The sequence below is a fragment of the Kitasatospora sp. NPDC053057 genome (assembly GCF_044546945.1).
GTDB lineage: Bacteria > Actinomycetota > Actinomycetes > Streptomycetales > Streptomycetaceae > Kitasatospora.
In genome coordinates this window covers 89,755-110,417 of sequence record NZ_JBITZP010000014.1, presented here as the reverse complement: position 1 = coordinate 110,417, position 20,663 = coordinate 89,755, and the positions used below count along the sequence as shown (strand labels likewise).

Below are 20,663 nucleotides of genomic sequence, written 5' to 3'. Positions count from 1 at the left end.
GGCCTGCCCGAGGGGAGGAACGGGTCATGAGGATCAGCGTCCTGGGGCTCGGCTACGTGGGCTGCGTGTCGGCCGCGTGCCTGGCCAGTCTGGGCCACGAGGTCATCGGGGTGGACGTCAACCAGGTGAAGGTCGACTTGGTCAACGACGGCAAGGCCCCGGTGGTCGAGGAGCGGATCGGCGAGCTCATCGCGGGGGTCGTGCGGACCGGAGCGCTGCGCGCCACCGGCGACGTCCGCGAGGCGATCACGGGCAGCGAGGTGTCGCTGGTCTGCGTGGGCACGCCGTCGGAGCCCAACGGCAGCCTGTGCACCACCTACCTGGAGCGGGTCACCGAGCAGATCGGTGCCGCGGTGGCCGAGCGCGGCGGGCGGCACACCGTCGTGTTCCGCAGCACCATGCTCCCGGGCACCTGCCTGAACCTGCTGGTGCCGATCCTGGAGAAGCACGCCGGCGGCACCGCCGGGGCGGACTTCGGGGTCGCGGTCAACCCGGAGTTCCTGCGCGAGGGCACCAGCGTGCGGGACTTCTTCGACCCGCCCAAGACCGTCATCGGCGAACTCGACCCCGCCAGCGGCGACGTGGTCGCGGCGCTGTACGAGGGACTGCCCGGCGAGGTGTTCCGGGTGCCGGTCCCGACGGCCGAGGCGATCAAGTACGCGGACAACGCGTTCCACGGCCTCAAGATCGGCTTCGCGAACGAGCTGGGCGCGGTCTGCCAGGCGCTCGGGGTGGACTCGCACCAGGTGATGGACGTGTTCCTGGCCGACCGCAAGCTGAACATCAGCCCCGCCTACCTGCGGCCCGGCTTCGCCTTCGGCGGCTCCTGCCTGCCCAAGGACCTGCGCAGCCTGGTCCACGCGGCGCAGCGGGCCGACGTCTCGGTGCCGATCCTCTCCCACGTGCTGCCCTCCAACTCCGACCACCTGCGGCGCGCGGTCGAGCTGGTCGAGCGCACCGGCAGGCGCCGGGTGGGCCTGTTCGGCCTGTCCTTCAAGCCCGGCACCGACGACCTCCGCGAGAGCCCGCTCGTCGAACTGGCCGAGCGGCTCTTCGGCAAGGGCTACGACCTGCGGATCTACGACCCCAACGTGAACCTCTCCCGGCTGCTCGGCGCGAACCGCGAGTACATCGAGACCCGGCTGCCGCACCTGGCGCAGCTGCTCGCGGAGTCCGTCGGCGAGGTGCTCGAACACGCCGAGGTGTGCGTGGTCGGGACCAGGGACCCGGCCGTGCTGTCGGCCCTGCCCCACGGCGACGGCCCGATGATCGTCGACCTCATCCACCTTCCCGACGCCGACGCGCGCCGGACCGAACCGGGGTACACGGGCCTTGCTTGGTGACACATCGTTCGATGACACGGTCGGCGGCCACGGGCGGACCCGTCGCGCGCTGATCCTGGTGGAGAACCTGTCCGTTCCCTTCGACCGGCGGGTGTGGCAGGAGTGCACGACGCTGCGCGACGCCGGCTGGACGGTCGACGTCATCTGCCCGCGGGGGAGTAAGCGGGACACGGAGCCGGAAGCGGTGATCGACGGGGTGCGGATCCACCGCTACCCGCTGCGCGCCGCCACCGGAGGGCCGGCCGGCTACCTGCAGGAGTACGGATCGGCGCTGTGGCACACGGCGAGGCTGGCCCGCAAGGTCGGCCCGGTCGACGTGGTCCACGCCTGCAACCCGCCCGACCTGCTGTTCCTGCCCGCCCTGTGGCTGAAGCGGCGCGGCGCGCGGTTCGTGTTCGACCAGCACGACCTGGTGCCCGAGCTGTACCTCTCCCGGTTCGACCGCGGCGAGGACCTGCTCTACCGCGCCGTGTGCGCGCTGGAACGGTGGACCTACCGGGCCGCGGACGTCGTGCTCGCCACCAACGAGAGCTACCGGGACGTCGCGCTGAGCCGCGGCGGCCGGCGGCCCGAGGACGTCTTCGTGGTGCGCAGCGCGCCCGACACCGACCGGTTCCAGCCGGTGCCGCCCGAGCCGGAGCTGAAGCGCGGCAAGCCCCATCTGCTGTGCTACCTCGGCGTCATGGGCCCGCAGGACGGCGTCGACTACGCCCTGCGGTCCCTGGCGAAGCTGCGTGACGAGCTCGGGCGGAGCGACTGGCACGCGGTGTTCGTCGGCGGCGGCGACACCTTCGACGCGATGGTGGAGCTGTCCCGGCGGCTCGGGCTCTCCGACCAGGTGCAGTTCACCGGGCGCGTTCCGGACGCCGACCTGGTGCGCTACCTGTCCACCGCGGACGTGTGCCTGTCCCCGGACCCGCGCAACCCGCTCAACGACGTGTCGACCATGAACAAGGTCCTGGAGTACATGGTGATGGGCCGGCCCATCGTCTCCTTCGACCTGCGGGAGGCGCGGGTCTCCGCCGGTGACGCCGCCCTCTACGCGCCCGCCGACGACGAGGGCGAGTTCGCCAGGCTCATCGCGGAGCTGATGGACGATCCGGAGAAGCGGGCCTGGATGGGCAAGCTCGGCCAGGAGCGGATCAACGGGCCACTCGCCTGGCGGAACTCCCAGCGGTCGCTGCTCGCCGCCTACGCCGCCGCCTGCCGCCCAAGGCCGCGCCGTTGAGCGACGACACGATACGCCTGGTCACGATCGGCCGGATCCTCCGCCGGCGCTGGCGGCTGCTCGCCGTCCTCGCCGTGGTGGGTGCGCTCGTCGGGTACGGCGGCTCGCTGCTGTTCCCGCCGAGCTACACGGCGTCGGCATCGGTCCTGCTGCCCGGGGTGTGGCAGGACCGCGAACTGCTGACCCAGGCGGAGATCGCGACCAGTTCGGTGGTGGTCGACCGCGCGGCCGCCACGCTCGGCTGGGCCGGGGTCAGCGGCAGCGCGCTGCGGGACCGGGTGAGCGCCACGGCCGCGGACGGGAACATCATCAAGATCTCGGGCACGGCCGACACCCCGGAGCGCGCCCAGCAGCTCTCCGACCAGGTGGCCCAGCAGTTCGTCACGTTCGCCGGGCGGATCGCGGGCGACAGCGCCGACCCCGAGGCGGCGCAGCCCGAGGCGCTGCGGCAGCTGGTGGTGCAGGCCAGCCGCCGCATCACCGACCTGGCCGCCGCGGCCGATCCGGGGCAGACCGTGGAGAGCGTGCAGACCCGTACCGAACTGGAGAAGCTGCGCACCACGCTGCAGGACGCCATCACGAAGCTGGACCAGGTCGACCCGGCCGCCAACAGGGCTAACATGGTCGTCATGGGGTCGGCGCCCCGGCCGTCCGGCGAGGCGCCGCCGACGAGGACCCAACTCGTGGGCGCCGGGGCGCTGTTGTTCTTCCTGCTCGGGGTCGTCGGCCATCTCGCCGCGGCCCGGATGAGCCGCCGGCCGCGCACCGGGCCGGAGATCGCCGCGGCGCTGGGCTCGGCGCTGCTCGGCACCGTCGACGTCCCCGGTGGACGGGGCGCGCACCGGCCGCCGGGCCGTGGCCGTGGCCCGCGGGCAATGGTCCGCCGGTTGCTGGGCCTCGACGTCCGGTGGGACCTGCCGATCCCGCAGGCGTCCGGCGACGAGGCGAGCCGGCAGCTCCGCTACCGGCGGGTGTGCGCCCGCCTGCGGGATCAACTGCCGGACCCTCGGCGGCTGTTGGTGCTCGTCCCGGACGGCGACGAGACGGCCCGCCGGGCCGCCGGGCAGCTCGCCGCCGAGGCGGGGAGCGATCCGCAGCTGCGGGTGGTGGGCGTACCGGTGGACCGGCCGCTGGTGCCGGACGGCGAGGACGAGTCCGGCGTCCTGGTCGTGCTCAGCGCGGGCAGCTGGACGGCGGAGGAGCTCGCCGGGATCGCCGAGGCGTGTGCGGACGCCGGGCAGGAGGTCGTCGGCATCGTCGTCGCCGGCCCGGTCCGGGACCGCCCGGCGCGCTCCGGCGGCCGCCACCCGGACGGCGCCGAGCCGGCGGCCACGGCCGCCGCGCCAGCGCTCGCGGTCGGCGACGACGCGGGGAGAGGGTCGGGGTGACGACGAGTACGACCTCGGAGTCGTCGGCCGCCGCTCCACTGCTGGACCTCCAGGCCCTGGTGGTCGCCGTGCGCAGGCGCCGCCGCCTCTGGTGCTCCCTGGCGCTGGTCGGGCTGCTGCTCGGTGCGGCCGTGGCGGTCCTGCGGCCGCCGCCGCCGACCGCGGTGGCCAAGGTGCTGGTCGCGCACCAGGCGGACCAGCCGAACGACCCCGGAACACTGATCCGCACCGACGTCGCCCTGCTGCAGACCACGGGGATCGCCGGCCAGGCCCTGAAGTCCCTCCGGTCCCCGGAGAAACCGGAGGACTTCATGCGGGACTACGGCGGGACCGGCTTGACCAACAACCTGCTGCAGATCACCGTGACGGGCCCCAGCGACGCGGAAGCGGTGGCCCGGGCCGAGGCGCTGGCCGACGCCTTCGTCGCGGACCACGTGAAGCGGCTCCGGGATGCCGCGGACGCCGAGGCCAAGGCCCTGCTCGACCAGCGGGACCGGATGCGGGACGAACTCGCCCAGGTCAACCAGTCGATCGGCGACGCCGCGAAGCAGAGCGGGCCGAACGCGTCGGCGAACCTGGAGTCGCTCTACGCCAACCGGGCCGAACTCACCTCACGCATCACCGACTTCGGCCAGCGCGCCGCGGAGGCGCAGGTCGGCACGCCCCGGCTCGTCGCCGGCACCCAGATCGTGGACGCCCCGCGCGCGGTGCGGCAGTCCCTGCCCACGACCGCCGCCACCGACGCCGGGATCGGGCTCGTCCTCGGGCTCGTCCTCGGCATCGCGGTGGCCGCCGTCGGCGCGGTGGTGGCGGACCGCCCCGTGCTGCGCCGGGAGATCGCGGCGAACCTCGGCGCCTCCGTCATCGCGGAGCTGCGCCGCGTACCCCGCCGGTCGGCCGGCCGCCTACAGCTCCGACGGACGCGGACGGCACGGACGAGGGTCGTCACGACCCTGGCCCGCACCGTGCGAGGCTCCGCGGAGGCGGTGTCGCTGCTGGAACTGGGCTGTGCGCGCAGCGCCGGCGCGATCGCCCTGGACCTCGCCGGCGCCCTGGCGCAGGAGGGGCCGGTGGTCGTGGTCGACGGTCTGCCCGGCCCGCGGCTCGCCGGGCGCCGCCCGAAACCGGGGGACCCGACGGTGGTCGACGGCGAGCGGGCCGCGGCCCTGCCGCCCGAGGAACGCCGGCTCGGCGTCGGCTCGGTGGCGCCCGGCACGGCCTGGACCGACCTGCGCCACCTCGGCACCCGGACCGTGCTCGTGGTGCGCGCCGGGCACGGCAGCGCCGCCTGGCTGCACACCGTGGCACGGCAGCTCGCGGACCAGCGCATCCCGGTGCTCGGGGTGGTGCTGATCGACCCCGATCCGCGGGACCGGACCGACGGCACCCTGTGGGACGGCCCGCACACCGCGCTGCGCGGCCGGGACGGCCTGGCGGCCCGGCAGAACCGGACGGGCCGGCGGCGGCCAGAACGACCACCGATGCGGACCGCACCGGTCCCGGACAGCGACCAGGAGGCGAGGTAGGACATGTGTGGCATCGCGGGCACGTACCGATGGCCGGACGGCAAGGCCGTGACCGACCTGCTCACCGACACCCTCGCCCACCGCGGCCCGGACGGGGCGGGCCGGTACGGCCACCCCCTCGGCGACGGCGAAGTGCACCTGGGGCACCGCCGGCTGGCCATCATCGACCTGTCCAGGACCGGCGCCCAGCCGATGGTCTCGGACGGCCTGGTCCTGACGTACAACGGCGAGCTGTACAACGCACCCGAGCTGCGCGCCGAACTGACGGCCGCCGGGGTGCGCTTCCGCGGCACCTCCGACACCGAGGTGCTGCTGGAGGCCTGGCGGCGCTGGGGCACGGACTGCCTGCCACGGCTGCGCGGCATGTTCGCGTTCGGGATCTTCGACGAGCGCACCGGTGAGCTGGTGCTCGCCCGCGACCAACTCGGCATCAAGCCGCTCTTCCTGGTGCGGCGCGGCGAGGGCCTGGTGTTCGCCTCCGAGCTCAAGGCGCTGGCCGCCGCCACCGGCGGCTCCCTGGAGGTTGACCACGCGGCGCTGGTGGCCTCCCTGCTGTACTACTGGGTGCCGGACTCGCGCTGCGCGTTCCGCGAGGCGGAGAAGCTGCCGCCGGGGAGCTGGCTGCGCTGTCGGCCCGACGGCCGGGTGGAGCGCGGCCGGTACTGGCACCTGCGGGAGGTCGCCGCCGAGGGCCGGGAGCGGGCCCGGGCCGGCGAGCTGCCGGACCTCGCCGCCATCGTCGAGGAGTCGACGAGGCGTCACCTGCTCTCCGACGTCCCCGTGGCGACCTTCCTCTCCGGCGGGCTGGACTCCAGCTACCTGACCGCGCTGGCCGCCCGTGACCACCCCGGGATCTCCGCCTACACGATCGGCTTCCGCGCCGAGGACGCCAGGTTCGAGGCGATGCCGGACGACCTGCGCTACGCCCGGCAGGTGGCCGAGCGGTTCGGCGTCGACCTGCACGAGATCGAGATCGCCCCGGACGTGCTCGACCTGCTGCCGCGGATGACGTACCACCTGGACGAGCCGATCGGCGACCCGGCCGCGATCAACACCTTCCTGATCTGCTCGGCGGCCCGGGAGGCCGGGGTGAAGGTGTTGCTCTCGGGGATGGGCGCCGACGAGCTGTTCGCCGGCTACCGCAAGCACCTGGCCAACCAGCTCGCGCTGCGCTACCAGCGCATCCCGCGGCCGCTGCGGCGCGGCCTGTCCGCCGCCGTGGACCGGCTGCCGGTCGCCACGGCCAACCGGGGGCTGCGCTCGGTGCGGTTCGCCAAGCGGTTCCTCTCCTTCGCCGACCTGCCGGAGGAGACCGCGTTCCGGCGCAGCTACACCATGTACGACCAGGACGAACTGCTCGCCCTGATCGATCCGGACCTGGCCGGGACGGTCGAGGACGTGCTGACCGAGCACGCGGACGTCTACCGGGACAACGACCTCGACGACTTCGTCAACCGCATGTGCCTGGGCGACGCCCGGATGTTCCTGCCGGGCCTGAACCTCGCCTACACGGACCGCTCCAGCATGGCCGCGTCCACCGAGGTGCGGGTGCCGTACGTGGACGTCGAGGTGGTCAGGGCGGCGTTCGCCGTCCCCGGCGACCGCAAGATCGTCGGACGGCAGGGCAAGGCCGTGCTCAAGGAGGCGGCCACCTCGGTCCTGCCCCGGGAGATCGTGTACCGGCCCAAGGGCCTGTTCAGTGCCCCGCTGCGGGCCTGGATGAGCCGGGACCTGGCACCGCTGGTGCGCGAGGTGATCAACGACGGCGAGCTGGTGCGGTCCGGGTTCCTGCGCCGCGACGCGCTGGCGCGACTGGTCGCCGAGGACGCCGCCGGGCAGCGGGACTTCTCCAAGCACCTGTGGCACGTGCTGACGCTCGAGTACTGGTACCGCGGCGCGACCTCCGGCTCCGGCCACAGCGATCACCTGACGGCGTAGGGCTCATTTTCCGGCATAGAGGCAACCGGCTCAGAAGCAAGGGGACTTCCGGTGAAACAGGTTGTGCAGAACTACAAGAGCGGCGAACTGTCGGTGCTCGACGTGCCGGTGCCGGGGTGCAAGCCGGGCGGGGTGCTGGTCCGCAGCACCTTCTCGCTGATCTCCACCGGGACCGAGCTGATGAAGGTCTCCGAGGCCGGCATGTCGATGCTGGGCAAGGCCCGCTCCCGTCCGGACCAGGTGGCCAAGGTCATGCAGAGCGTGGCCACCAACGGGCTGCCCGCCACCTACCGCAAGGTGATGGGCAAGCTGGACTCCTACACGCCGCTGGGCTACTCGCTGTGCGGGGTGGTCGAGCAGGTCGGCACCGGGATCGACGACGTGAAGGTCGGCGACCTGGTGGCCTGCGCCGGGAACGAGCACGCGCTGCACGCCGAGTCGAACTGGGTGCCGAGGAACCTCTACGCCCCGGTGCCGGACGGCCTCGCGCCGCGGCACGCGGCCTTCGGCACCGTAGGGTCGATCGCCCTGCAGGGCGTGCGCCAGGGCGAGCCGCAGCTCGGCGAGGTGGCGCTGGTCATCGGCCTCGGTCTGATCGGGCAGCTGGTGGTGCAGCTCCTCACCGCCTCGGGGGTGCGCGTCGTCGGGGCCGACCCCGACCCGGTGCGCTGTGAACTGGCCGAGCGCCTGGGCGCGGTGGCCTGCGGCGACCCCGGGTCCGCGGCCGTGGAGAACGCCGTCGCCGAGCTGACCGACGGTCACGGCGTGGACCAGGTGTACCTGGCCGCCGGCGGCGGCAGCAACCAGCCCGTCGAGCTGGCCGCCCGGCTGAGCCGGGACCGCGGCCGGGTCGTCGACATCGGCAAGTGCCGCCTGGACCTGCCGTGGAACGCGTACTACGAGAAGGAACTCGACGTCCGCTTCTCCCGCTCCTACGGCCCCGGGCGCTACGACCCGGAGTACGAGCTCGACGGGCGGGACTACCCGATCGGCTACGTGCGCTGGACCGAGCGCCGCAACCTGGCCTGCTTCCTCGACCTCGCCGCCCGCGGCCGGGTCGACGTGGAGCCGCTGATCTCCCACATCGCCGACTTCGACGACGCGGTCGAGACGTACCGGCGGCTGAAGGACGGCGAGTTGAAGGCCGTCGCCGTGCTGTTCCGCTACCCCGGGGCGGCGGGGGAGGTGAAGGCGCAGGCCCCGACGGTGGCGGTGCCCGAGGTGCGCCGCGGCGCGGCGTCCGCCCCGGCCCGGCCGTCCAGGTCGCCCGTGCGGCTGGCGTTCGTCGGCGCCGGGAACTACGCGACCTCGATGCTGCTGCCGCACCTGGCCCAGCGCGACGGCGTCGCACTGTCCACCGTCGTCACCACGACGGCGCTGTCCGCGGCCAACGCCCGGCGGAAGTTCGGCTTCGCCCGGGCGACCACCGACCTCGACGCGGTGCTCGGGGACGCGTCCATCGACGCGGTGTTCGTGGTCACCCGGCACAGCTCGCACGCCGAACTGACCCGCCGGGCGCTGCTGGCCGGCAAGGCGGTGTTCGTGGAGAAGCCGCTGGCCCTCACCGAGGACGAACTGGCCGGCGTGCTCGCGGCGGTGGAGGAGTCCGGCAACGACCGGTTGCAGGTCGGCTTCAACCGCCGGTTCGCGCCGCTGCTGAGGGAGGCCAAGGCCCGGTTCGGCGCCCGCACCGGCCCGGCGAGCCTGCGCTACCTGGTCAACGCGGGCCGGCTGCAGCACGGCAGCTGGTACCTCCAACAGGGCACCGAGGGCTCGCGGTTCGCCGGCGAGGGCGGGCACTTCATCGACACCGCGAGCTGGCTGCTGGAGGCCGACCCGGTCTCGGTGTACGCGGTCGCCCCGTCCGGCAACGAGGACCTCCAGATCGTGCTGCGCTACCCGGACGACTCCACCGCCACCCTGAGCTACGTCACCACCGGCGCGCCCGGCTTCCCCAAGGAGACGCTGGACCTGGTCGCGGACGGCAAGGTGCTGAAGCTCGACGACTTCGTCCGCGCCTCGGTGTACTTCGACAACACGGCCGGCCGCAAGCGGTGGGTCAGCTCGCGGCTGCCCAAGGCCCGGGACAAGGGCCAGTCCGCCGAACTGGCCTCGTTCATCAAGGCCGTGCGCACCGGCGGGCCGATGCCGGTGCCGCTGGAGTCGCTGGTCGCCACCACGGCGGCCACCCTCGCCGTGCAGGCCGCCCTGGTCGGCGGCGCGCCGGTGACGCTGGCGGGCGCCCGATGACCATGAGCGCGGGCTGGTACCTGCGGCGGCTGTCCCGGATGGGGCCGCACGAGGTCGGCGGCCGGGTCGGCGACGCGGTGCGCAGGCAGCGGTGGCGGTCGGCGGTGCCGCCGCACGGCCCGAGCGTCACGGGCGCCCGGTTCACCGCCGTCCTGCCCGCCGGCACGATGGCCTCGGTGCCGCCGGACGCCGCGAAGCGCCTCCTCGCGCAGGCGGACCGGCTGATGGACGGGCACGCCGAGTTCTTCGGGGTGGAGCGCGACGACCTGGCCGCCCCGGACTGGTGGCGCGACCCGAAGACCGGGCGCCGGGCCCCGGCCGGCTACGCATTCGACGTGCCGTACCGCGACGAGGACGCGGTCGGGGACATCAAGCAGATCTGGGAGCCCTCCCGGCACCAGTACCTGACCGTGCTCGCCGCCGCCTACGCGATCACCGGCGACGAGCGGTACGCCGAGCGCGTGGCCGAGCACCTGCGGTCCTGGTGGGCGGCCAACCCGCCGCTGCGCGGCGTGCACTGGACCAGCGGCATCGAGCTGGGCATCCGGCTGCTGTCCTGGGTGTGGATCCGCCGGCTGCTCGACGGCTGGCCGGGCGCGGCCGCCCTGTTCGAGGGCAACCCGGTGGCGCTGGACCAGATCTGGCACCACCAGCGCTGGCTGGCCGCCTTCCCCAGCCGGGGGTCCTCGGCGAACAACCACGTCATCGCCGAGGCCGCCGGGCAGTTCGCCGCGGCCTGCGCCTTCGGCTGGTTCCCCTCCTCGGCGCGCTGGCGCTCGGGCGCGCTGCGGTCGCTGGAGCGGCAGCTGCGCGCCAACACCTTCCAGTCCGGCCTCAACCGCGAGCTCGCCACCGAGTACCACGGACTCGTCCTGGAACTCGGCCTGGCCGCGCTGGCCGAGGCGGACGCCGCCGCCGTGCCCGTCCCCGCGACCGTCCGGCCGGTGCTGCTGCGGATGACCGACGCGCTCGCGGCCGTCGTGGACAACCGCTTGCGGCCGCCGCGCCAGGGGGACGCGGACGACGGGCACGGGCTGGTCCTGGACGGCGCGGGCACCGACCGCTGGGCCTCGCTGCTGGCCACCGGGGACGCCGTGTTCGGCCGGCTCGACTGGTGGCCGGCGGTGACCGGCACCGATGTGCGCACCCCGCTGCTGGCCGCGCTGATCCGGCCGTACCGAAAGGACGGATCCGTGGCCCGCCCGGCGAGCCGGCCGGTCCACTTCCCCGACGCGGGGATGACCGTCCTGCGCGGTCCGGGGGAGATCTGGTGCCGTTGCGACGGCGGTCCGCACGGCTTCCTGTCCATCGCCGCGCACGCCCACGCGGACGCGCTGTCCGTGGAGGTCCGGCACGACGGGGTCGACGTGCTCGCCGACCCGGGGACGTTCTGCTACCACGGGCAGCCCGAGTGGCGGCGGTACTTCCGCTCGACCCTGGGCCACAACACCCTGCAGGTGGACGGCGAGGACCAGTCCCGCTCCGGCGGCCCCTTCCTGTGGACCCGGCACGCCCGCACCCGCGTGCTGGTCGCGGACACCTCGGACCCGGGGCTGGCCCGCTGGTGCGCCGAGCACGACGGCTACCAGCAGTCGGTGCACCGCCGGCGGGTGGAGCTGACCGCCGCGAGCCGGGAGCTGCGGGTGGTCGACGAGCTGCGCGGCCCGCGCCGGGCCGTGCGCCTGGCGTTCCACCTCGGCCCGGCGATCACCGCGGACCTGACGGGCAACCGGGCCGTGCTGACCTGGACCAGGGACGGCGAGGACCGCTCCGCCGTGCTCGACCTGCCCGGGCAGCTGTCCTGGCAGGCGCACCGCGGCGAGACGGACCCGCCGCTGGGCTGGTACTCCGCCGGCTTCGGACGCAGGGAACCCGCCACCACGCTGGTCGGCACCGGCTTCGCCGACGGCGCGCAGGGGTTCACCACCGTCCTCGGGTTCCGGGGCTAGGGGGGAGGGTGGGGATCAAGAGGCGGCACCGGGGGGCGTTGGCGGCGGCGCTGCTGACGCTCGCCCTGCTGACGGCGACGGGCTGCCCGAGCGGCTCGGACGCCCCGCCGGAGCCGACCGCCACGCCGACCGGTTCGGCGGCCGTCGCCCGGGTGTGCGCCGGCCCCTCGGCCGGGCCGGCGCAGGCGCCGGCCGGCGCGGTGACGGTCGACCCGGCGGTGGTCGGCGACCTGGCGGCGAAGACCAGGAGCAGCCCCCCGCACACCACCTTCTGGCTCCAGCCGGGAACGCACACGCTCGACTCGGACCGGTACGCCCAGGTCGTCCCCAAGGAGGGGGACAGCTACCTCGGCGCGTCGGGCGCGGTGCTCGACGGCCGGAAGACCAACGAGTACGCGTTCAGCGGTGCCGCCGCCGACGTCACCATCCGCTACCTGACCGTGCGGGGCTTCGTCGCGCCGCAGAACGAGGGCGTGGTCAACCACGACTCGGCCGACGGCTGGGTGATCGAGCACGCGACGATCCAGGACAACTCCGGCGCCGGGCTGATGGCCGGTGCCCGCCAGCGGGTCCGCGCCAATTGCCTTCGCGGCAACGGACAGTACGGCATCAACGCGTACAAGTCCGGTGCCCCCGTCAGCGACCTGCTGGTCGAGGGCAACGAGATCACGGGCAACGACACCGACCAGTGGGAGCGGCGGCAGCCGGGCTGCGGCTGCACCGGCGGCGTCAAGTTCTGGGCCGTCAACGGCGCCGACGTGCGCGGCAACTGGGTGCACGACAACCGCGGACCTGGGCTGTGGGCGGATACCAACAACAACGACTTCCGCATCGAGGACAACGTCCTGGAGGCCAACGACGGTGCCGCGCTGATCTACGAGACCAGCTACAACGCGGTCATCCGCGACAACACCATCCGGCGCAACGACTGGGTCGAGGGGCGCAACGCCGCCGACCGTGGCGACGACTTCCCGTACGCGACCGTCTACCTGTCCGAGTCCGGCGGCGAACCACGGATCCCGGCCCGCACGGACAGGATCGAGATCTACCGGAACGTGCTGGAGGACAACTGGTCCGGGATCACCCTGTGGGAGAACGCCGACCGGTTCTGCAACAGCCCGGCCAACACCTCGACCGGTGACTGCACCCTGCTGGTCAAGAAGACCGACAGCTGTTCCCAGCCGACGATCGCCACCCCGCCGCTCTACGCCGACTGCCGATGGAAGACCCAGCGGGTGGACATCCACGACAACCGCTTCGAGCTGGACCCGTCCGTCGTCGGCTGTACCGTCAAGTGCGGCCGGATGGCGGTGCTGGCCAACTACGGCACCTATCCCGACTGGTCGCCGTACAAGGGCGAACCGGTGGCCGAGGCGATCACCGGCAAGCAGCAGAACCGCTGGCACGACAACACCTACCTCGGCCCGTGGAGCTTCGTCGCCCACGACCCGAGCCGCGCGCTCGACTTCGGGCAGTGGCAGGGCCGGCCGTACCAGCAGGACGCGGGCAGCACCTTCCGGCCACGGACCGGTGGTTGAGATGGGCCGGGACCTGACCCGTGAAGGGCTCGACGAGGACACCGGACAGCCGCGGCCCGGCGCCGGACCGCGCCGCGCCGGCCCGCCCAGGACCGTCGAGGTGATCTGGGGGCTGCTGATCCTCAACACCCTCGGCTCCGCCGGGGCGGTGACCATCATCCCGCTGCCCCGCTCCCTCATCCAGATGGCCACCATGGGCGCGCTGGTCTGCGCGTTCACGCTGGCGCTCGTCCTCAACCCGCGGCTGCGCATCCGGGCCAGCGCCTTCCTGTGCCTGCTCACCCTGCTGCTGGTGCTGAGCGTGGTCTCCAGCGCGCACCTGGAGTCCGGGTTCGGCGCGCTCTTCCGCTGCTTCCGGCTGGCGCTCTTCGTCGGCACGCTGTGGCTGCTCAGCCGCTGGTGGGACGGCGGACCGACGTTCGTCCGCTACCACATCCGGATGTACTTCGCGGTGCTCGTGTCGGTGGCCGCCGGCCTGGTCGTCTCACCGGGCGCGGCCATGCCCGAGCTCTACGGCGGGCGGCTGGTCGGCGCGCTGTGGCCGCTCACCCCGCCGCAGATCGGCCAGTACGCCGCGGTGATCACCGGCCTCACCGTGCTGCTCCTGCTGGGCCGCCGGACCACCGGGGCCAGTGCGGCCGCGATCGTCGTGCCCTCACTCGTCCTGCTCGCGCTGACCCACACCCGCACGGCCACGCTCGGCCTGATCATCGGGCTGGCGCTGGCGATCGGCTCGCTCGTCCTGACCAGCGCCGCCGCCCGCAGGTTCTTCGGCTGGGCGGTGCTGTGCGCCACCGTGGCCGCGGTCGCGCTGAGCTCGCTGCTGGAGGCGTGGTTCCTGCGCGGACAGAGCCAGGAGAACTTCTCCAACCTCACCGGCCGGGCCAAGGTCTGGGACGCCCTGCTGGCAGCGCCCCGCACGACCCTGGAGCAGCTGTTCGGCACGGGCCTGGGCGACAAGTCCTTCGGCGGGCTGCCGATCGACAACAGCTGGCTGGCCGTCTACAACGAACAGGGCCTGACCGGCACCGCCATCGTGGCGGCGGTCTTCGTCGCGCTGGGCGGCGTCGCGCTGCTGCGGCCGCCGTCGCTGTCGAGGGCCTGCGCGATCTTCCTGATCAGCTACTGCGCGATCGCGTCGTACACCGAGGCCGGGCTCGGCGACGCCTCGCCGTACCTGCTGCACCTGACCGTGGCCGCCTCGCTGCTGGCGGCCCCTGCCGCTCCCCGCCCGACGCGTGAAGAGGTGACCTGAGATGCACGTCCTCGTGGTGCACAACCGCTACGGCTCGGCGCAGCCCAGCGGGGAGAACAAGGTCGTCGACCAGGAGGTGGCGCTGCTGCGCGAGGCGGGCCACCGGGTCGAGGTGTTCGAGCGGCGCAGCGACGACATCGCCGCCCGGTCCCTGCTGGGCAAGGTCGCGGTGCCGCTGCTGGTGCCGTGGAACCCTGCGGTCCGCGCGGAGCTCACCGCCCGGCTACGCGCCGAGCGGCCGGACGTGGTGCACGTCCACAACGTCTTCCCGCTGCTGTCGCCCGCGGTGCTGTCCGCCTGCGCCGACGCCGGGGTGCCCGCCGTCGCCACCCTGCACAACTACACCCAGGTCTGCCCGCCGGGCACGCTGCAGCGGGACGGCCGGCCGTGCACCGAGTGCGTCGGGGGGTCACCGCTGCCCGCCGTCCGGCACGGCTGCTACCGCGGCTCCCGGCTGGCGACGGTGCCGCTCGCGGTCAGCCTGGCGGTCAACCGGCGGCGGTGGTGGTCCGGCGTGGAGCGGTTCTTCTGCATCTCCGCGGCGCAGCGCGATGTCCTGGCGCGGGCCGGCCTGCCGCCCGAACGGCTCGCGGTGAAGCACAACTTCGTGCCCGAGCCGGGCGTCGGCCGAACCGGCGCCGGTGAGCACCTGCTCTACCTCGGCCGGCTCGCGGAGGCCAAGGGCGTGCGGCTGCTGATGGCCGCGTGGGACCGGCTCGCCGCGGACGGCGGGGTGGGCGTGCCACTCGTGATCGCCGGCGCGGGGCCGCTGGAGCGGGAGGTGACCGCCTGGGCGGCGGGCCGGGACGACGTGCGGTACGCGGGCCTGTACGACCCGGCCCGGTGCCGGGAGGCCGTCGCGCGGTCGGTCGCGGTGCTGGCGCCCTCGACCTGGCTGGAGGCGTTCGGTCTGGTGGTCGTGGAGGCGATGGCGGCCGGGGTGCCGGTCGTCGCCGCCGGTCACGGCGCCTTCGTCGAACTCGTCGAGGACGGGGTGACCGGACTGCTGCACCGGCCGGGCGAGGCGGCCTCCCTCGAGTCCGCCATCCGCCGGATCGCGGCCCTGCCGGACCGCAACCAGGAGATGGGCCAGGCGGCCCGGCGCCGCTACGAGCAGGGGTTCAGCCCGGCCGTCGGGCTGGAGCGCCTGGTGGAGGGGTACCGCACCGCGATCGCGGGTCGGTCCGGCGGCGCGGACGGCGCGCCGCCGGTAGGGAACGCAAACGCTGGCCCGCGGCGGGGAACCCGCGCGGGCGGGAATGGGGGCACCACATGACACGATGCCGACTCTGCGGCTCGGCGGCGCTGGAGAGCGTCGTCGACCTGGGGGCGACCCCGCCGTGCGAGAGCTTCCTCGCCGCCGACGAACTCGACCGGCCGGAACCGGCGTACCCACTGCACCTGCGGGTCTGCACCGACTGCTGGCTCGCGCAGATCCCCCCGCTGATCACGCCGGAGGAGACCTTCACCCAGTACGCGTACTTCTCCTCCTACTCGACCTCCTGGGTGGAGCACGCCCGCACCTTCGTCGACGGCGCCGTCCAGCGCCTCGGCCTCGGCCCCGACGCCTTCGTGGTCGAGGTCGCCAGCAACGACGGCTACCTGCTCCGGCACGTGGTGGACCGGGGGATCCGCTGCCTCGGCATCGAACCGTCGGTGAACGTCGGCGCCGCGGCGCGGGAGGCGGGCGTGCCCACGCTCACCGAGTTCCTCTCCCCGGACACCGGCTCGGCCGTGCGCGCCGAGCACGGCCCGGCGGACCTGGTGGTGGCCAACAACGTGTACGCCCACATCCCCGACGTGGTCGGGTTCACCCGGGGACTGCGCGCCCTGGTGGCCGACGACGGCTGGGTCTCCATCGAGGTGCAGCACCTGCTGACCCTGATCGAGGAGAACCAGTACGACACCATCTACCACGAGCACTTCCAGTACTACACGGTCGCCTCCGCGACCCGGGCGCTGGCGAGCGGTGGACTCACGCTGGTGGACGTCGAGTTGCTGCCCACCCACGGCGGCTCCATCCGGCTGTGGGCCCGCCCGGCCGGGGCGGCCGGCGAGCCGAGCCGGCGGGTGGCCGAGGTGCTGGACCGGGAGAAGGCCGCCGGGCTCCAGGAGCTGTCCGGGTACACCGAGTTCTCCGCCCGGGTGGCCAAGGTGCGCCGGGACCTCCTGCGGTTCCTCATCGACGCCGCCGAGCGCGGCGAGACGGTCGTCGGCTACGGCGCCCCGGGCAAGGGCAACACCCTGCTCAACCACTGCGGCATCCGGCCCGACCTGCTCCCGTACACGGTCGACCGCAACCCCTACAAGCACGGCCGGTTCACCCCGGGCACCCGCATCCCGATCCTGGCGCCCGAGCAGATCGGCACCGACCAGCCGGACTACGTCCTGGTCCTCCCGTGGAACCTGCGGGCCGAACTGGTCGAGCAGTTGTCCTTCGTGCACGAGTGGGGCGGCCGACTGGTCTTCCCCATCCCGGAACTGAGCATCGTGGAGGCGAAGGCGTGAAGGTCGTCCTGTTCTGCGGCGGTTACGGGCTGCGGATGCGCAGCGGAGCCTCCGACGACATGCCCAAACCGATGGCGATGGTCGGCCCCCGGCCGCTGATCTGGCACGTCATGCGCTACTACGCGTACTTCGGGCACACCGAGTTCATCCTCTGCCTCGGGTACGGGGCCCATCACATCAAGGACTTCTTCCTCAACTACGAGGAGACGACGTCCAACGACTTCGTGCTGCGTGGCGGGCGGACCGAGCTGCTGTCCACGGACATCGCCTCCTGGACGATCACCTTCGCGCAGACCGGCATCGAGTCGCCGATCGGGGAGCGGCTGCGCCGGGTGCGCCACCACCTGGACGGCGACGAGATGTTCCTCGCCAACTACGCCGACGTGCTCACCGACGCCCCGCTGCCGGAGATGATCGACCGCTTCGCCCAGCGCGACGCCGGCGCCTCGATGATGGTGGTGCCGCCGCAGTCCTCGTTCCACTGCGTGGAGCTGGGCGAGAACGGCCTGGTGGGGGGCATCACCGCGGTGAGCGAGCTGCCGCTGTGGGAGAACGGCGGCTACTTCGTGCTCCGCCAGGAGGTCTTCGACCACATCCCGGAGAACGGCGACCTGGTCGCCGACGGATGCACCCAACTGGCCAAGCGCGGACGGCTGGTGGCACACCAGCACCGCGGCTTCTGGAAGCCGACCGACACCGTGAAGGAACGGGCCGCGCTCGATGCCGCCTACGTCCGGGGCGACCGCCCGTGGGCCGTGTGGGAGAAGGACGGCGCCGGGGTGAGGACCGCGTGATCCGGCTCGGCGCCGGGCGCCTGGACCGGATCGTCGCGCTGGGGGCGCACTGCGACGACATCGCCATCGGCGCCGGCGGCACGCTGCTGACGATGTGCCTGGCGCGTCCCGGGCTGAGGGTCGACGCGCTGGTGCTCTCCGGCGGTGGCGGCGAGCGGGAGCAGGAGGAGCGGGCCGCGCTCGCCGCCTTCTGTCCCGGGGCCGAACTGCGCCTGACCGTCCTCAAGTTGCCGGACGGCCGACTGCCCTCGCACTGGGGCGAGGCCAAGAGCGCCGTCGAGGAGCTGCGCGGGCAGACCGAGCCGGACCTGCTCCTGGCGCCGCGCACCGACGACGCGCACCAGGACCACCGCGGCCTGGCGAAGCTGGTCCCCACCGCGTTCCGCGACCACCTCGTGCTCGGCTACGAGATCGTCAAGTGGGACGGCGACCTCGGCCGCCCGTCGGCGTACCAGCCGCTGTCCCCGGAGACCGCGGAACAGAAGGTGCGGCTGTTGCAGGAGCACTACCCCTCGCAACGGCACCGGCCGTGGTACGACCGGGAGGCCTTCCTCGGGCTGGCGCGGATCCGTGGCATCGAATGCCACGCCCGCTACGCCGAGGCCTTCGCCGTCACCAAACTCACTCTCAATTTGGGGGGCTGAACCTTGCGCGTACTGCTGACCGGACACCAGGGCTACCTGGGCACCGTGATGGCCCCGGTCCTCGCGGCCGCCGGGCACGAAGTCGTCGGGCTGGACGCCGGCCTGTTCGCGGACCGCGTCCTCGGCCCGGTGCCCGTGGACCCGCCCGGGCACCGGGTGGACCTGCGCGACGTCACCGCCGACCACGTGGCCGGAGTGGACGCCGTGATCCACCTCGCCGCGCTGTCCAACGACCCGCTGGGCTCGCTGGCGCCGGACCTCACGTACGACATCAACCACCACGCCTCCGTACGGCTGGCCCGACTGGCCCGCGACGCCGGGGTGCGGCGTTTCCTGTACGCGTCGACCTGCTCCGTCTACGGCGCCGCCGGCGGCGACGAGCTGGTCACCGAGGACGCCCCGCTGCGCCCGGTGACGCCGTACGCGGAGTCCAAGGTGCGGGTGGAGGACGACCTGCACGCGCTGGCCGACGGCGACTTCAGCCCGGTGTACATGCGCAACGCCACCGCCTTCGGCTACTCGCCCCGGCTGCGCGCCGACATCGTGCTGAACAACCTGGTGGGCCACGCGCACCTGTCCGGCGAGGTGCTGGTGCTCTCCGACGGCACCCCGTGGCGCCCGCTGGTGCACGCCGCCGACATCGCCCGGGCCTTCGCGGCCGCGCTGACCGCGCCGCGCGAGGCGGTGCACGACCGGGCGTTCAACATCGGCACCGAGGCCAACAACGTCACCGTCGCCGAGATCGCCGGGCAGGTCGCCGAGGCGGTGGCCGGCGCGCGGGTGGTGATCACCGGGGAGACCGGCGCCGACCCGCGGTCGTACCGGGTGGACTTCTCCCGGTTCCGCGCCGCGCTGCCCGGTTTCGACTGCGAGTGGACGGTCAAGCAGGGCGCGCTCGAACTCGCCGACGCCTACCGGAAGTTCGGGCTGACCCGGGAGGCCTTCGAGCGGAACTTCACCCGGCTGGCCGTGCTGCGCCGGGCGTCCGAGGCCGGCGCCGTCGACGACACCCTGCGGTGGCGCCGATGAGCGCGGTCGGGGAGGAGATGCACGCGCTGGTGGAGCGGCTGTACCCGCTCTGCCGGAGCATCACCGGCGACGGGGTGCGCGCCACCCTGGAGATCGTCGGCGAGTACCTTCCGCTGCAGGTGCACGAGGTGCCGACCGGGACGCGGGTGCTCGACTGGACGGTGCCGCAGGAGTGGAACATCCGGGACGCGTACATCGCCGACGTCTCCGGCCGCCGGGTCGTCGACTTCGCCGCGTCCAGCCTGCACGTGCTCGGCTACAGCGTGCCGGTGGTGGCGACCATGCCGCTGGCCGAACTGCGCGGACACCTCCACACCCTGCCCGACCACCCGACCTGGGTGCCGTACCGCACCAGCTACTACACACCGGAATGGGGGTTCTGCCTGGCCCAGGAGACCTTGGACGCCCTGCCGGACGGCGACTACGAGGTGCGCATCGACTCCACGCTCGCGGACGGCCACCTCACCTACGCCGAGCACGTCGTCCCCGGGCAGGTCGCCGACGAGGTGATCGTCTCCTGTCACGTCTGCCACCCGTCGCTGGCCAACGACAACCTGGCGGGCATCGCGGTGGCGACGTTCCTGGCACGGGAGTTGGCGCAGCGGTCGCCCCACTACACCTACCGCTTCCTGTTCGCCCCCGGCACCATCGGGGCGATCACCTGGCTGGCCCGCAACGCGGAGCGGGTGGAGCGGGTCAGGCACGGGCTGGTGCTGGCCTGTGCCGGTGACCCGGGACAGCTGACGTACAAGCAGAGCCGGCGCGGTGACGCGGAGATCGACCGGGTGCTGCGGCACGTCCTGGCCGCCTCCGAACGCCCGCACCGCGTCACCGAGTTCACCCCGTACGGCTACGACGAGCGGCAGTTCTGCTCACCCGGGTTCGACCTCGGCGTCGGCTCGCTCAGCCGCACCCCGTACGCCGGGTACCCCGAGTACCACACCTCGGCGGACGACCCGGACTTCGTCAAGCCGGAGGCGATGGCGGACACCCTCGCCGTCTGCCGGGAGGCCTTCTCCCTGCTCGACCGCAACCGGAGCTACCTCAACCTCTGCCCGTACGGCGAACCGCAGTTGGGCCGACGCGGACTGTACGACTCGCTCGGCGGCCGCAGCGACGCGAAGCAGGCCCAGCTGGCCATGCTCTGGGTGCTCAGCCTCTCCGACGGCCGGCACAGCCTGCTGGACGTCGCCGAGCGGTCCGGGCTGCCCTTCGACACGGTCGCCGTCGCGGCCGGCGCCCTCCAGGGCGCCGGGCTGATCAAGGCGTGACG

At 73.4% G+C, this 20,663-nt stretch carries 15 protein-coding genes; all 15 read left to right on the top strand.

Annotated elements, in window-relative coordinates; translation table 11 throughout:
* The first annotated feature begins 26 nt into the window (after positions 1-26).
* The 15 genes from ACIG5E_RS17175 to ACIG5E_RS17105 are packed head-to-tail and all read left to right on the top strand — an operon-like array spanning position 27 to position 20,661.
* Positions 27-1,343 (top strand): nucleotide sugar dehydrogenase, encoded by a 1,317-nt coding sequence (locus tag ACIG5E_RS17175; protein WP_396534239.1) that lies wholly within the window; start codon positions 27-29, stop codon positions 1,341-1,343.
* Positions 1,333-2,571 (top strand): glycosyltransferase family 4 protein, encoded by a 1,239-nt coding sequence (locus ACIG5E_RS17170; protein ID WP_396534238.1) that lies wholly within the window; start codon positions 1,333-1,335, stop codon positions 2,569-2,571. The genes ACIG5E_RS17175 and ACIG5E_RS17170 overlap by 11 nt, the downstream gene beginning before the upstream one ends.
* Positions 2,568-3,959, top strand: coding sequence for a Wzz/FepE/Etk N-terminal domain-containing protein (locus ACIG5E_RS17165; RefSeq protein ID WP_396534237.1), 1,392 nt, complete (start codon positions 2,568-2,570; stop codon positions 3,957-3,959). Before ACIG5E_RS17170 ends, ACIG5E_RS17165 begins: the two co-directional genes overlap by 4 nt.
* Entirely contained in the window at positions 3,956-5,485 is a 1,530-nt protein-coding gene (locus ACIG5E_RS17160) for a Wzz/FepE/Etk N-terminal domain-containing protein (protein WP_396534236.1), read from the top strand. The genes ACIG5E_RS17165 and ACIG5E_RS17160 overlap by 4 nt, the downstream gene beginning before the upstream one ends.
* Before the next feature lie 3 nt (positions 5,486-5,488).
* Positions 5,489-7,423: an asparagine synthase (glutamine-hydrolyzing) gene (gene asnB, locus ACIG5E_RS17155; RefSeq protein ID WP_396534235.1), complete on the top strand. Its 1,935-nt coding sequence runs from the start codon at positions 5,489-5,491 to the stop codon at positions 7,421-7,423.
* Positions 7,424-7,474: 51 nt separating this feature from the next.
* Positions 7,475-9,673 carry a bi-domain-containing oxidoreductase gene (locus ACIG5E_RS17150; protein ID WP_396534234.1) on the top strand — a complete coding sequence of 733 codons (2,199 nt, stop codon included), beginning with the start codon at positions 7,475-7,477 and terminating at the stop codon, positions 9,671-9,673.
* Positions 9,670-11,622 (top strand): alginate lyase family protein, encoded by a 1,953-nt coding sequence (locus tag ACIG5E_RS17145; protein ID WP_396534233.1) that lies wholly within the window; start codon positions 9,670-9,672, stop codon positions 11,620-11,622. The genes ACIG5E_RS17150 and ACIG5E_RS17145 overlap by 4 nt, the downstream gene beginning before the upstream one ends.
* Positions 11,623-11,630: 8 nt before the next feature.
* A complete protein-coding gene (locus ACIG5E_RS17140; RefSeq protein WP_396534232.1) occupies positions 11,631-13,160 on the top strand; it encodes a right-handed parallel beta-helix repeat-containing protein in 1,530 nt (509 codons plus the stop codon).
* A gap of 1 nt (position 13,161) precedes the next feature.
* A complete protein-coding gene (locus ACIG5E_RS17135; RefSeq protein WP_396534231.1) occupies positions 13,162-14,415 on the top strand; it encodes an O-antigen ligase domain-containing protein in 1,254 nt (417 codons plus the stop codon).
* 1 nt (position 14,416) lies between these two features.
* Positions 14,417-15,691, top strand: coding sequence for a glycosyltransferase (locus ACIG5E_RS17130; protein WP_396534230.1), 1,275 nt, complete (start codon positions 14,417-14,419; stop codon positions 15,689-15,691).
* Positions 15,688-16,923, top strand: coding sequence for a methyltransferase domain-containing protein (locus tag ACIG5E_RS17125; protein WP_396534229.1), 1,236 nt, complete (start codon positions 15,688-15,690; stop codon positions 16,921-16,923). Before ACIG5E_RS17130 ends, ACIG5E_RS17125 begins: the two co-directional genes overlap by 4 nt.
* Positions 16,920-17,717 (top strand): sugar phosphate nucleotidyltransferase, encoded by a 798-nt coding sequence (locus tag ACIG5E_RS17120; protein WP_396534228.1) that lies wholly within the window; start codon positions 16,920-16,922, stop codon positions 17,715-17,717. Before ACIG5E_RS17125 ends, ACIG5E_RS17120 begins: the two co-directional genes overlap by 4 nt.
* Entirely contained in the window at positions 17,714-18,361 is a 648-nt protein-coding gene (locus ACIG5E_RS17115) for a PIG-L deacetylase family protein (RefSeq protein ID WP_396534227.1), read from the top strand. Before ACIG5E_RS17120 ends, ACIG5E_RS17115 begins: the two co-directional genes overlap by 4 nt.
* 3 nt (positions 18,362-18,364) lie before the next feature.
* Positions 18,365-19,390, top strand: coding sequence for an NAD-dependent epimerase/dehydratase family protein (locus ACIG5E_RS17110; protein ID WP_396534226.1), 1,026 nt, complete (start codon positions 18,365-18,367; stop codon positions 19,388-19,390).
* Positions 19,387-20,661, top strand: coding sequence for a DUF4910 domain-containing protein (locus ACIG5E_RS17105; protein WP_396534225.1), 1,275 nt, complete (start codon positions 19,387-19,389; stop codon positions 20,659-20,661). The genes ACIG5E_RS17110 and ACIG5E_RS17105 overlap by 4 nt, the downstream gene beginning before the upstream one ends.
* Positions 20,662-20,663 lie beyond the last annotated feature (2 nt).